Genomic DNA, 13347 nt, shown 5'->3' on the forward strand with positions numbered 1-13347 from the left:
AAAATTGTTACAGCATTTTATATGATTCTGTTATTTCCTGTATTGCCTCCAGGAAACGATTAACCTCTTCTTCTGTATTATACTTGCTCAAACTGGCTCTAATCACACCCTGTTCTGTTGTGTGAAGAAAATCGTGTGCCAGCGGACTGCAGTGCAGACCTGCTCGAACAGCTATTCCATAATGGGAATCCAGCACCATCGCAATCTCCTGTGAGGCTATATCCAGCACATTGAAAGCAACAATCGGCAGCTGATAGTTTTCCTTATCCGGCCCATAACATGTGATGCCATCTATTGACTGCAGCCCTTTTCGAAGCAATTGACCTAAAATTGTTTCACGTGGAACATTTCCATCCTGTTCTGATTCATGTACATTCAGAGCGGCGTTCAGTCCTGCAATTCCAGGTGTATTTAGAGTGCCACTCTCGAATTTCTCCGGCCACTGCTCTGGATTTTCTGCTTCCTCGGAAAAACTTCCGGTCCCTCCGTGCTGGACAGGTTCCATGTCGATAGTGCCTTCTACAAGCAGCATTCCTGTCCCCTGTGGACCTAAAAGTCCTTTGTGCCCAGGAAAAGCGAGCATATCAATCCCCATATCCTGCATATTCAACGGCAAATGCCCTGCTGTCTGGGAGGCATCAAGAAGAATCGGGATACTATGTTCTCTGGCAATCATAGCTGCTTGTCCAACTGGCAGAAGAGAGCCTGTTACATTGGAAGCATGAGTCATGGCTAAGAGCCGTGTTCCCGGACGGATGGATTGCCAGATTTGCTGTTCAAATGCCGCCGTATCTCCGTCCCAATTTACATATGTAACTTCGACCCCATATTTACGTTTCACATATTCCAACGGCCGGCGAATCGAATTATGCTCCAGTACAGTTGCTATAACATGATCGCCAGCTGACCATGTTATACCTTTAATTGCCTGATTCAGTGCTGCAGTCGCATTTGGAAAAAACAAAGCTTTCCGCGGATCACTGCACCCAAACAGACGCGCTGCCTTTTCTCTAGTTTCTGATATGATTAGTGCTGCCTGTCTTGCAAGCTGATGACTCCCCCTGCCAGGATTAGCACCGATATTGTTAAGCGCGTGAACCATAGCCTCCCCCACTTCTGGTGGTTTAGGATAAGATGATGCAGCCTGATCAAAATAGATCACGATTCAAACACCCCATTTTAAAATTATTCATACGGGAGCGACATTACGGAAATTTCCTTTGATTCCATGGAAGTACAAACGTTTGGTGTTAGAAAACTTGGCTTATCACAAGTCGCGAAAACCTTAGTTGCACTTATTCAGTAAAAAAAAATTATACCTTCTTAACTGCTAAAAAAGACTGACTTCATCAACAGTCAGTCCCTCTTGTATTTAAACCATTTACATTCGCAGCCATCAACAAATTCGATACACTCGTCAACATTGGATTAATCTTCAAACGTTTCCAGTATACGTTCCAGGTCTTCGTTTGAGTAAAACTCAATTTCTATCTTCCCTTTACGTTTCCCTTTATTGATAGAAACTGCTGTACCAAGTCTGTCACGCAGCAAAGACTCCTGTTTCTCCAGGAAAATATCTTTTTTCGGCATTGCCTGTTTTTTCTTCGGCGCCTGGTCATTAAGCTCATTAATTAATTTTTCCGCCTGTCGCACATTCAACTTTTCATTACGGATTTTGTTGGCTACCGGCATAATCTTTTCCTTATCTTTCACCCCGATAAGAGCACGTCCATGCCCCATCGAGAGCTCACCATTGTTGATATAAGCCACCACTTGATCAGGTAGAGATAAAAGCCTGACAATATTGGCAATATGTGATCTGCTTTTGCCTAGCCGTTTAGATAGCTCATCCTGGGTAACGCCAAGTTCGTTCATCAGATTGTGATAGGCATGTGCCTCTTCGATTGGGGTTAAATCCTCCCGCTGTAGGTTTTCTAAAAGAGCAACTTCCATCATTTTTTCATCTGATAAGTCTTTTACCACTGCAGGCAGTGTATCCAGTCCAGCCTCTTTTGCGGCACGGAAACGACGTTCACCAACCACAATTTCATAGCCTTTAATGCTTTTGCGCAATATAAGCGGCTGTACGATTCCATATTCCATAATGGAATCTTTTAATTCTTCTATTGCGTCAGCATGAAACGTCTTTCTAGGCTGATAGGGATTCGGACGGCATTCATTAACCGGTATTTCCTTAATGACATCATCATCTTTCTCTTCCACATCCTGGGGGAAAAGTGCATTAATACCCTTACCTAACCCTCTCGCCATTGCTTATCACTTCCTTCGCTAATTCAAGATATACCTCAGCACCTTTAGACTTTGGATCATATGTAATGATCGGTTGACCATGGCTCGGAGCTTCCCCTAGCCGGATATTTCTTGGTATAACTGACTGATACACCTTATCTTGGAAGTACTTTTTCACTTCCTCAATCACCTGGATGCCGAGGTTCGTCCTTGCATCAAGCATTGTCAGTAGAACACCCTCAATCATCAGCGATTTATTCAAATGTTTTTGCACGAGCCGTATTGTATTTAAGAGCTGACTAAGCCCTTCCAGCGCGTAATATTCGCATTGGACAGGAATCAATACGGTGTCTGCAGATGTAAGTGCATTAAGGGTGAGCAGCCCTAAAGAAGGAGGACAGTCAATAATGATATAGTCGTATTTTTCCTTAAGACTTTCCAGCGATTTTTTAAGGCGTATTTCACGTGAAATAGTCGGTACAAGCTCAATTTCTGCTCCTGAAAGCTGTATTGTGGCAGGTATAATATCCAAGTTCTGAACTTGAGTAGGTACACAGACCTTTTCCGCGGGCAAGTCTTCCACCAGGACATTGTAAATGCACTGGTCCATATCAGCCTTGTTTATCCCAACGCCACTGGTAGCATTCCCTTGCGGATCAGTGTCCACAACTAGTACGCTATAATTCATACTGGCAAGACCAGCACTCAAATTAACTGCTGATGTTGTTTTTCCTACGCCACCCTTTTGATTGGCAATGGCTATAATCTTTCCCATGCTGTCACCTACCTAAAATCTATACTTATTATTCTATCACTTTTTTTGAAAAATGGGCTATTAATATGAACGTTTGTCAGGAAAAATTAATCTAATGAAATGTAAATGAGTAGATCTACCTCTATGTTCATAAAAGTTATTCTATATATAGACTAATGCGCATCCGATTCTATATTAAATAATCTTTTAAAATCTGCAAAGAATTTAAAAACCACTCATCTTCTGTTCTGCAAAGATGAATGGTATTTTACCAGGTGCTATAATGGAATAAATTAGTTCTTTTTCGGTATCTTAATCGTGATTTGATAAAAATCATCAAGATCTTCTTCATCCGTCTCCACATCAATCCCTGTATCTGATACCATATTCAGGGATTGGCGAATGGTGTTCATGGCAATCCGGACGTCTTTACTGACACCTTTACGTTTCGGCTGTTTTTTTGCGGGTTTTTCCGCCGGTTGGTCCAGTTTCGCAATAAGCTCCTCAGCCTGCTTAACGTTTAGTTCCTTTTCCAGGATGGTTTCCAGTGCTTTTACTTGTTTTTCAGGATCATTGATTTTAATTAATGCTCTTGCATGCCGCTCTGTTATCTGTTTATCGAGAAGTGCGGTCTGTACCTCTTCTGGAAGTTTAAGCAGACGCAATTTATTGGCAATAGTAGACTGATTTTTACCCAGTCGCTGTGCCAATGCCTCCTGTGTCAATGAATGCAAGTCAAGGAGCCGTGCATAGGCACTGGCTTCTTCAACCACTGTTAGCTCTTCCCGCTGCAAGTTTTCAATCAGTGCAACGGAGGCGATTTCCGTGTCCGTCATACTGCGGACAATGGCAGGCATCTGTTCCCACTCCAGCAGTTTTACTGCTCGCCACCTGCGTTCACCGGCAATCAACTCATAACTGTCCCCGTTATCAACTTCACGGACAACGATTGGCTGGATCATCCCGTGTGTATGTATTGTCTGGGCAAGTTCCTCGATTTTTTCTTCATTAAATACGGCCCTGGGCTGAAATCTGTTTGGTTTTATTTTTTCAACGGGAAGTTCGGTTACCTCATCTGGATGGTAGGTTTCTTCTTCTGGCACTGATTCATTTTTATCGCCCATGCCAAATATTCGGTTCAATGGACTTACCATTACCAAATCACCACCTTTTAAAAACATACTCAACAATAACACATCTGCTGCTCTGGACAATACCAGTTTTACTGAAAATCCGTCCCATTCTCATTCTCTGTACTGGCCGAATATTTTTAGCAAATCAGGGCATGTCAGCAAAAACATAGCATCTATGAAAAAATGTTCCACGTGAAACATTTTCTATTATTATCATGATTTCCTTACAAAATAAGTATGCTACCATAGCGCGTCTGCCTATGGGGCTAGTAATAGATTTCCTGCAAACTAGAATTAAACTCTATTGCTATTCTATCACATCTGACGGTAAAAAAGTATGAAATCACGGTATAATATTTTCACCAATTTCAACTTTTTCATTATGTAATTGGCTTTTTAGCTGGTGTACCTGGTTTTCTTGGATACTTTTTCGGTGTACTATGTGCTTTATGTAAACGAATGATGGACCGTTCGCTGTCCTCTTCAGGCAACTGAAATGAATGAATGCTTTCCAGCTTTCCGCCAAGCACCTTAAATGCATTCGTCGCTTCCGCAGCTTCTTCTTCCCCATTTGCACCCTTCATGGCGATGAATGTGCCGTTTTTCTTTGTCAGCGGCAAACATAATTCACTTAGTACGGACATTTTGGCAACTGCTCTCGCAATGACAATATCAAACGATTCTCTATATGTACGGTTAGTTCCAAAACTTTCAGCACGGTCATGATGAAATGTAACATCCGTTAAATTCAAGTTTGTAGCCAATTGTTCCAAAAAGTGAATCCGTTTTTTCAGCGAGTCCACGATAGTTACGTTTAATTCAGGAAAGCATATTTTGAGAGGAATGCTGGGGAAACCCGCCCCAGCACCCACATCACAAATATGACTGTTTCCAGTGAAATCATGGTAGAAAGCAGCAGATATGGAATCATAAAAATGCTTTAAATAGACATCTTCTTTATTGGTTAAGGTGGTCAAGTTTATTTTTTCATTCCACTCCACCAGTGTCTGAAAATACGTCTCAAATTGATCAGCTTGCTCCTGGGTCAGGTCAATCCCCCTAGCGCTCAATCTGTCTTTAAATTGCTCAGGTGTCATTACGCAAAGCCCCTTTACCATGGTTATAAAAGTAAAACGTCCAGCCTCGTCCCAACTAGTTATCCTTCGTAATCAGTTGGCAACACGGGCGATCTTTCCTTGTTCAATATAAACCAACAAGATGGACACGTCTGACGGGTTTACACCGGAAATACGGGAAGCCTGACCGACTGACAGCGGCCTCACTGTTTTCAGTTTTTCTTTTGCTTCGGAGGCAATACCATCAATATCATCATAATCAATGTTATCCGGTATTTTTTTATTTTCCATTTTCAGCATTTTATCCACTTGTTCGTTTGCTTTCTTGATATACCCTTCATACTTAATTTGAATTTCTACTTGTTCCCTTACAATTTGCGGTAATTCATCATTCGGTTCGATAAGCTGTTCCACCATATCATACGTTACCTCAGGGCGTTTCAACATATCATATGCTTTGACTGCTTCTTTTAGTGGGGAGCCGTTTGCTTCCTTCAGCATCGATTGCACGGCTTCTCCCGGTTTGATAACAATTTTGCTGAGACGTTTTTTTTCTTCTTCAACGAGCCGTTTCTTTTCAGTGAATTGTTCATATCGTTCATCATTAATCAGTCCGTAAGAATGCCCGATGTCTGTCAAACGAATATCCGCATTATCATGACGGAGCAGCAGACGGTATTCGGCACGTGATGTCAGAAGACGGTAAGGCTCACTTGTTCCTTTGGTAACCAGATCATCAATCAGAACACCAATATATGCCTGTGAGCGGTCAAGGATCAGAGGCTCTTTGCCAAGAACTTTGGCTGCAGCATTGATCCCAGCCATAATGCCTTGTGCAGCTGCTTCTTCGTAGCCAGATGTACCGTTTATTTGCCCGGCTGTAAACAGACCTGAGACATTTTTCAGCTCCAATGTTGGCCATAGCTGTGTCGGAATGACCGCATCATACTCAATTGCATAGCCTGCCCGCATAATTTCCGCGTTTTCCAGTCCCGGAACGGTTTTAACCATGTCATGCTGGATGTACTCCGGCAGTGATGTTGACAAGCCCTGCACATACACCTCTTCTGTGTCCCGTCCTTCCGGCTCAAGGAAGACTTGATGGCGGGGCTTGTCGTTGAACCGTACAATCTTATCCTCAATAGAAGGACAATAACGTGGGCCTGTTCCACGCTTCATACCGGAATACATTGCCGACAGGGATAGGTTATCGTTGATGAGTTGGTGTGTGAATTCATTTGTATATGTGAGCCAGCATGGAATCTGGTCAGTGATATACTCCGTTGTTTCATATGAAAAACTTTGCGGTTTGGCATCTCCCGGCTGTTCCTCGGTTTTGGAATAGTCAATGGAGTTACTGTTCACCCTTGGTGGAGTTCCCGTTTTAAACCGTGTGATGGAAAGACCAAGCTCTTCAAGGTTTTCCGATAGTTTGACGGAGGCACGCTGGTTGTTGGGGCCACTTTCATATTCCAGATCACCCATCAGTACTTTTCCGCGCATGAATGTTCCGGTTGTGATGATGACTGAATCCGCATAATAAGCGGCTTTTGTCTCCGTAATTACCCCTTTGCATACACCATCTTCCATAATCAATTCATTGACCATGCCTTGCCGCAATGTCAAATTCTCCTGACTTTCAAGGACATGTTTCATTTCTTTTATATACATTGGTTTATCTGCTTGTGCACGCAATGCTTGTACAGCGGGACCCTTCCTTGTATTCAGCATCCGCATTTGGATGTGTGTTTTATCAATCACTCTGGCCATAACACCGCCAAGTGCGTCCACTTCACGGACAACGATACCTTTGGCTGGTCCTCCCAGTGACGGGTTGCACGGCATAAAAGCAATCATATCCAGGTTTAGTGTCAGCATTAGCGTTTTGGCGCCCATTTTCGCTGCAGCTACACTTGCTTCTGCACCGGCATGACCCCCACCGACAACAATAACGTCATAATGTCCAGCATCATATACCATCATTTTTCACCCTTTCTCCTGTTATTATTAAATCCTGAGATTGTTTAAAAAGAAAACAACATCCCTTACGTAAACGTCCATTATTAACAAGTATTGACTTAATCATTATATCATGATAAGTCGTTAGATTATTTCCCAAGGCAAAACTGGGAAAATAGCTGGTCGATCAGACTGTCACTGGCGGTGTCGCCAACGATTTCGCCCAGAAACTCCCACGTTCTGGTGACATCAATCTGCACAATATCCAATGGCATGTCCATTTCCAGACTTCCCATTGCATCTTCCAGCGCTTGCTTGGCTTGTTTGAGAAGCTGTATATGGCGCACATTGGATACATACGTCATATCACCCGCATCCACGTCACCAGCGAAAAACGTCTTGGCGATGGCAGATTCAAGCTGATCGATTCCTTCTTCTCTGATAAGTGATGTTGTAATAATTGGCTTTCCGTTCGCAAGTGCCTTTACCTTATCTAAATCAAGCTGTTGTTCCAAGTCTGTTTTATTCACAATCACAATATAGTCAAGTCCCTGTACTGCTTCAAACAGTTTCTCATCCTCTTCGGTCAGCGGCTCATTATGGTTCAGCACAAACAAAACGAGGTCTGCATCCTGCAGTACTTCCCGGGATCTGTCCACCCCGATTTTTTCAACAATATCTTCTGTCTCACGAATTCCGGCAGTGTCAACTAGTCTTAGCGGAACCCCGCGCACATTGACATATTCTTCTATAATATCACGTGTCGTCCCCGGTACTTCTGTCACAATGGCCTTATTTTCCTGCACGAGTGTGTTCATTAAGGATGACTTGCCAACATTTGGACGCCCGATGATGGCTGTGGCCAGTCCTTCTCGCAAAATTTTCCCTTGCTTGGCCACTTGCAGCAGGTGTTCCAGTTCCCCGTGTACTTCTTTCGTCTTTTCTTGCATCATGTCATTGGACATTTCTTCTACATCATCATATTCCGGATAGTCAATATTCACTTCCACGTGTGCAACTGTTTCCAAAAGTTCCTGTCTAAGCCGTCCGATCAATTCCGATAAGCGGCCGTCCATCTGCTTAAGAGCGACAGACATAGCTTTATCGGTTTTGGACCGGATAACGTCCATCACCGCCTCGGCCTGAGATAAATCAATCCGGCCATGCAAAAATGCCCGCTTCGTGAATTCACCAGGCTCGGCAATCCGAACCCCTTTTTCCAGGACGATTTCCAGCACACGGTTTACCGCAACCATCCCGCCATGGCAATTAATCTCAACTACATCTTCTCTTGTAAAAGTCTTTGGTCCACGCATAACAGTTACCATCACTTCTTCGGCAGCCTCATTTGCAGCAGGGTCGAAAATTTTTCCGTAATGAATTGTATGCGTATCTGCTTCAACTAGGTCCTTGCCTTGAAACAGTTCAGCTGTTACCGGAATCGCTTGTTCCCCACTCAGCCGGACAATTGATATCGCTCCCTCACCGACTGGTGTCGATATGGCAGCTATCGTATCTGTCTCCATTTGCTTCACCTCCATCTTTTCCAAATGAACATCTATATAAAAACATTTATTTTTGTGCCACTAACTTAATAGAATATCATAAATCCAGTCAAAAATAAAGTTATCCACAATGTTAGCAATTTTATCGTGGTAAAAATTAAACCCTTTTATCCACATGTGAATAAAAGGGTTTAAGAAAAAAGTTATTAACATGTGCGATTAACGCTCCCGTAGTCTTCCCTGTCCTGTACGTCCATGGCTAAATTCACAACGTCAATCGCCAACGCCAGCACTAGCACGTCCTCTGCGTCAAAAAACTCCCGGGGTTTCCGGGAGTTTTTTAACTATCTTATATTATGGTCTTATGACAATATGACGGTGCGGCTCGAGGCCTTCTGAAGAAGTTGTCACTTGGTCATTGTTCTGCAGTGCGTGGTGAATGATTTTACGTTCAAATGCTGGCATCGGCTCAAGCGTCACTTCTTTATTCAATCGTTTCGCTTTATCGGCCATCTTATAAGCTAATGATTCCAGGGTTTCTTTCCTTCTGTTTCGGTATCCCTGAGCATCGACGGTTACGGCATAATGTTCACTTAGGTCTTTATTAATGGCGAGATGGACCAAGTACTGGATTGCGTTCAGTGTCTGTCCGCGCTTGCCTATAATCAGGGCTACATTTTCCCCATCTACATCATACGTTACCCGATTGCCTGTGACCGCAGCTGTTACCTCTGCTGTAACACCCATATTTTCCACAATCTGCTGCAGATACTTCCGCGTGTCTTCAACTGGATCCGCTGGCACATTCACTCTGACGATTGCCGGCTTGGACCCGAAAACACCCAGAAGTCCCTTTTTTCCTTCATCAACGATATCAACTTCAACTTGGTCCCTTGTGGTGTCTAACTGCTCTAGTGCTGATTGGACCGCTTCCTCAACCGATTGACCACTAGCAGTTACTTCCCTCACTTTTTGTCTCCCCCAGTATTCGAATCTTTCATCATTGGCTTACGGATGAAAACTGTCTGAGCAACCATGAAGACGTTACCCACTACCCAGTACAATGCTAATGCTGCCGGGAAGAAGAAGGCGAACACCGTAATCATAATCGGCATAACATATAGCATGACCATCATTTGCGGGTTTTGAGCTGCCGGACTGCCGGCCATCATTAATTTTTGCTGCAGGAATGTTGCCCCACCAGCAATTAACGGCAAAATATAGTCCGGTGATCCCAATTCAAACCACAGGAAAGGATGCTGCTGTACCTCTGTCGTGCGCATGATTGCATGATACATCGCAATCAAAATCGGCATCTGCACAAATATTGGCAGACAGCCTGCAAGCGGGTTCACTCCATGCTTCTGGAATAGCTGCATGGTTTCCTGCTGCAGTTTCTGCTGTGTATTGGCATCTTTTGAAGCATATTTTGCCTGCAGTTCTTTTAACTCCGGTTGAATGTCTTGCATCGCCTTGGAACTTTTCAGCTGTTTGACGTTCAATGGAAGCAATAATAGCCGGATGAAGATCGTCAATACAATAATAGACAGACCATAGCTACCATTAAATAGCCCTGCAAGGTATTTAATTGTTTCTGACAATGGATATACAAAATATGAATTCCAGATACCTTCACTTTCTGAAGTTATTGGCTCATTAATCTGCGTACATCCTGATAAAACCGCTACTAGCCCTATCAAGGCTACCAGCAATACCATCTTTTTACGCACCGCTTTTCCTCCTAACTAACAAAAAGAACCTATGTATCCCATTTTCATAGTTATTTTACCATTAATACAATGAAAGATTCTATATAAAAATAAAAAACGCTACTATTTTTTTGAAAGCAGTTTTTCTTTAGATAACAAATGAATTAAACTTTTTTTCATTTCATGGTAGTTCATTCGTTTTGTCGGCTGCCGTGCAATAATTACAATGTCATATCCCGGTTCAACGCCTGCTTCCAGTTCATGAAATGCTTCCCGCAAGTAACGCTTAATACGATTTCTGGTTACAGCATTACCTATCTTTTTCCCAACAGACAAGCCGATGCGGAAATGGGTCTGCTCCGGCTTCTTTATATAATATAGAACAAGCTGCCTGTTTGCAAATGACTTGCCATGTTTGAACACATGCTGAAATTCTTTATTCGCTTTTATCCGATATGATTTTTTCAATGCCATCACCTTTTACATGCACTCCGGATGCCTGAAGTATTCTAGCGTATTTACTCGCCGAAAGTGGAAAAAAGACCACTGAAAGGTTCAGTGGTCTATGCAGATAATACTTTTCTTCCTTTACGACGGCGGCGTTTCAAAACCTGACGACCGTCTTTTGTGCTCATGCGGTTACGAAAACCATGCACTTTTTTACGTTTACGGTTATTTGGTTGAAATGTTCGTTTCATTTATTCTACACCTCCCTGAGGAATAACAAACCTTTTAGGATCATTTCTAGAGGTTGTTCTAAAAGTCCGGTAAAAAAGACACATCGAAATTCTTCGTTGGCTTGTTTCTCCGCTACTCATGTATCTAAACACATACATTCCGCTGCTCGAAACTACGCCGCCTCGAATTTCTCGGTCCTTTTTATCCTCCTTTTTGAACACACACTTCTAATGACAGTCTAGATCATTATAAAGAAAACAGTTCCTGCCTGTCAACTTCTCCTTGGCAAAAAGTTATCCACACACGTTTGTGTTCCTGTTTTCGACATTTTTCCACTATCCACAACGCCTATCGACAATCCGCTCACAAAATATAGTGGTGTGGACAATTGCCGTCTACAAGCGGTAGATACTGTGGATAACTTACGAAAAACCGTTGCACATCGGGGATTTTTTTGATATTATGTTTGTGTTTTAACATGTGTGTATCATTTTCTCCAGTTTCAGTTCTCCACAGGTTGTGGACAACGTGTGGATATTCATTCACACCATTGTGCTTTATTTCATTAACAACACTGTGGATAATGTAAATAACAGAAACATGCACTCTAACAGAGGCATTTCCCCATCCACAATAAAATAAAGACAATTTAACCATTTCGCAGACCTTTCCATCTTTCGCACCCAGAACCTTATTTGAAGGATTGAGGAAGGGTTTTTCTATCATCAACTAAGCGTTGAAAGGGGTGAACCATTATGGAAAACATCGATGATTTGTGGAACGCGACATTAAAAAGTATTGAAGACAAAATAAGCAAACCAAGTTTTGATACCTGGCTAAAGAACACAAAAGCCGAATCACTGGACAATAATACGCTGACCGTATCTGCACCGAATGAATTTGCCCGTGACTGGCTTGAAGGCAGATATACCAAACTCATTGATGAAATACTGCTGGAACTCACCGGAGCAGAACTATCAACCCGCTTTATCATCCCTGATGCACAGGAACCGGAGGATGATATCAGCCAGACGCCAAAAAAAGCTCCAGCAGCAGACAACTCCGATACAGGAGAAGCAACAAAAACAATGCTGAATTCAAAGTACACCTTTGACACATTTGTCATTGGATCAGGGAACCGGTTTGCACATGCCGCATCCCTTGCAGTTGCAGAAGCACCAGCAAAGGCATACAACCCGCTGTTCATTTACGGGGGGGTCGGACTCGGCAAGACACATCTAATGCATGCAATCGGACATTATGTTCAGGATCATAACCCAAAGGCAAAAGTCGACTATTTAACATCGGAAAAATTCACCAATGAATTCATTAACGCAATCATGGACAACAAAGCAGCCAATTTCCGAAACAAATACCGCAATGTGGACATCTTACTGATTGATGATATTCAATTCCTTGCTGGAAAAGAACAAACACAGGAAGAATTTTTCCATACATTCAATACACTGCATGAGGAAAACAAGCAAATCATTATCTCCAGTGACCGTCCTCCTAAAGAAATACCAACACTGGAAGACCGGCTGCGCTCCAGGTTTGAGTGGGGCCTGATCACAGACATCACACCACCAGATCTGGAAACAAGAATTGCTATTTTAAACAAAAAGGCGAAAGCGGAAGGATTGGATATCCCGAATGAAGTGATGCTTTACATTGCCAATCAGATTGATACCAATATTCGGGAACTGGAAGGTGCACTTATCCGGGTTGTCGCCTATTCATCTCTGGTAAATCAGGATATTGACGCGTCACTTGCTGCAGATGCTTTGAAAGATATTATCCCAAGCAGCAAACCGCGCACCATCTCAATCCAGGGCATCCAAGAAGCAGTAGGCGAAAAGTACAATGTGAAATTGGAGGACTTTGCAGCCAAGAAGCGCACCAAATCTATTGCCTTTCCCCGGCAGATTGCCATGTACTTGTCACGGGAACTTACCGATTTCTCCCTGCCAAAAATAGGGGATGAGTTTGGTGGACGGGACCATACAACCGTTATTCATGCCCATGAGAAAGTTGTTAAAACAATGGAAAACGACACTCTACTGCAGAAAGATATTGAAGAATTAAAGGAACAGTTGAAATCATTTTAATACAGGGGCACTGTTCACAATGTGGATAGAAGTACCATACTTATGAACAGTCTGTCCACATGTGAATAACTCTTACTTGCGGCATGTTTCGACAGATATCCACATAATCACAGGCCTTACTACTATTATTACTGTATTTTTATAAATAATTAATATAAATATGCATCCAAAAGGA

At 42.7% G+C, this 13347-nt stretch carries 13 protein-coding genes; 1 reads left to right on the plus strand and 12 read right to left on the minus strand.

Features of this window, described 5'->3' with window-relative positions; genetic code table 11:
• Nucleotides 1–7: 7 nt before the first annotated feature.
• From ACFSUO_RS10270 to ACFSUO_RS10325, 12 genes are all read right to left on the minus strand, one after another.
• Nucleotides 8–1162 (minus strand): aminotransferase class V-fold PLP-dependent enzyme, encoded by a 1155-nt coding sequence (locus tag ACFSUO_RS10270; protein ID WP_382393734.1) that lies wholly within the window; start codon nucleotides 1160–1162, stop codon nucleotides 8–10.
• A 266-nt stretch (nucleotides 1163–1428) separates the two neighbouring features.
• Complete coding sequence (locus tag ACFSUO_RS10275) at nucleotides 1429–2271, minus strand: ParB/RepB/Spo0J family partition protein (RefSeq protein ID WP_382393736.1); 843 nt, start codon at nucleotides 2269–2271, stop codon at nucleotides 1429–1431.
• Nucleotides 2252–3025 carry a ParA family protein gene (locus tag ACFSUO_RS10280; RefSeq protein WP_382393738.1) on the minus strand — a complete coding sequence of 258 codons (774 nt, stop codon included), beginning with the start codon at nucleotides 3023–3025 and terminating at the stop codon, nucleotides 2252–2254. Before ACFSUO_RS10280 ends, ACFSUO_RS10275 begins: the two co-directional genes overlap by 20 nt.
• Before the next feature lie 272 nt (nucleotides 3026–3297).
• On the minus strand, nucleotides 3298–4158 hold the full coding sequence (noc, locus tag ACFSUO_RS10285; RefSeq protein WP_382393913.1) for a nucleoid occlusion protein: 861 nt from the start codon (nucleotides 4156–4158) through the stop codon (nucleotides 3298–3300).
• 359 nt (nucleotides 4159–4517) lie between these two features.
• Nucleotides 4518–5234 (minus strand): 16S rRNA (guanine(527)-N(7))-methyltransferase RsmG, encoded by a 717-nt coding sequence (gene rsmG / locus ACFSUO_RS10290; RefSeq protein ID WP_382393740.1) that lies wholly within the window; start codon nucleotides 5232–5234, stop codon nucleotides 4518–4520.
• A 72-nt stretch (nucleotides 5235–5306) separates the two neighbouring features.
• Entirely contained in the window at nucleotides 5307–7193 is a 1887-nt protein-coding gene (gene mnmG, locus ACFSUO_RS10295; RefSeq protein WP_382393915.1) for a tRNA uridine-5-carboxymethylaminomethyl(34) synthesis enzyme MnmG, read from the minus strand.
• 128 nt (nucleotides 7194–7321) lie between these two features.
• Nucleotides 7322–8698 (minus strand): tRNA uridine-5-carboxymethylaminomethyl(34) synthesis GTPase MnmE, encoded by a 1377-nt coding sequence (mnmE, locus tag ACFSUO_RS10300; protein WP_382393742.1) that lies wholly within the window; start codon nucleotides 8696–8698, stop codon nucleotides 7322–7324.
• Nucleotides 8699–9031: 333 nt separating this feature from the next.
• Nucleotides 9032–9646, minus strand: a complete 615-nt coding sequence (jag, locus tag ACFSUO_RS10305) for an RNA-binding cell elongation regulator Jag/EloR (protein ID WP_382393744.1) — start codon at nucleotides 9644–9646, stop codon at nucleotides 9032–9034.
• Nucleotides 9643–10407 carry a YidC family membrane integrase SpoIIIJ gene (gene spoIIIJ, locus ACFSUO_RS10310; protein ID WP_382393746.1) on the minus strand — a complete coding sequence of 255 codons (765 nt, stop codon included), beginning with the start codon at nucleotides 10405–10407 and terminating at the stop codon, nucleotides 9643–9645. The genes jag and spoIIIJ overlap by 4 nt, the downstream gene beginning before the upstream one ends.
• Nucleotides 10408–10509: 102 nt before the next feature.
• Complete coding sequence (rnpA, locus tag ACFSUO_RS10315; protein ID WP_382393748.1) at nucleotides 10510–10854, minus strand: ribonuclease P protein component; 345 nt, start codon at nucleotides 10852–10854, stop codon at nucleotides 10510–10512.
• A gap of 95 nt (nucleotides 10855–10949) precedes the next feature.
• Complete coding sequence (gene rpmH / locus ACFSUO_RS10320; protein WP_343751806.1) at nucleotides 10950–11084, minus strand: 50S ribosomal protein L34; 135 nt, start codon at nucleotides 11082–11084, stop codon at nucleotides 10950–10952.
• 343 nt (nucleotides 11085–11427) lie between these two features.
• A complete protein-coding gene (locus tag ACFSUO_RS10325) occupies nucleotides 11428–11793 on the minus strand; it encodes a hypothetical protein (RefSeq protein WP_382393751.1) in 366 nt (121 codons plus the stop codon).
• 26 nt (nucleotides 11794–11819) lie between these two features.
• Between ACFSUO_RS10325 and dnaA the strand changes: the two genes are divergently transcribed.
• The gene (gene dnaA / locus ACFSUO_RS10330) at nucleotides 11820–13172 is read left to right on the plus strand and encodes a chromosomal replication initiator protein DnaA (RefSeq protein ID WP_382393753.1); all 1353 of its coding nucleotides are present in this window, start codon (nucleotides 11820–11822) and stop codon (nucleotides 13170–13172) included.
• Nucleotides 13173–13347: the final 175 nt, after the last annotated feature.

It is taken from the genome of Lentibacillus juripiscarius, assembly GCF_042685205.1.
GTDB lineage: Bacteria > Bacillota > Bacilli > Bacillales > Amphibacillaceae > Lentibacillus > Lentibacillus juripiscarius.

What these genes read in the sequence shown, in the direction of transcription:
- ACFSUO_RS10275 (WP_382393736.1), bottom strand. Translation starts at nt 2,271, where the DNA reads ATGGCGAGAGGGTTAGGTAAGGGTATTAATGCACTTTTCCCCCAGGAT.
- ACFSUO_RS10280 (WP_382393738.1), bottom strand. Translation starts at nt 3,025, where the DNA reads ATGGGAAAGATTATAGCCATTGCCAATCAAAAGGGTGGCGTAGGAAAA.
- noc (WP_382393913.1), bottom strand. Translation starts at nt 4,158, where the DNA reads ATGGTAAGTCCATTGAACCGAATATTTGGCATGGGCGATAAAAATGAA.
- rsmG (WP_382393740.1), bottom strand. Translation starts at nt 5,234, where the DNA reads ATGACACCTGAGCAATTTAAAGACAGATTGAGCGCTAGGGGGATTGAC.
- mnmG (WP_382393915.1), bottom strand. Translation starts at nt 7,193, where the DNA reads ATGGTATATGATGCTGGACATTATGACGTTATTGTTGTCGGTGGGGGT.
- mnmE (WP_382393742.1), bottom strand. Translation starts at nt 8,698, where the DNA reads ATGGAGACAGATACGATAGCTGCCATATCGACACCAGTCGGTGAGGGA.
- rpmH (WP_343751806.1), bottom strand. Translation starts at nt 11,084, where the DNA reads ATGAAACGAACATTTCAACCAAATAACCGTAAACGTAAAAAAGTGCAT.
- dnaA (WP_382393753.1), top strand. Translation starts at nt 11,820, where the DNA reads ATGGAAAACATCGATGATTTGTGGAACGCGACATTAAAAAGTATTGAA.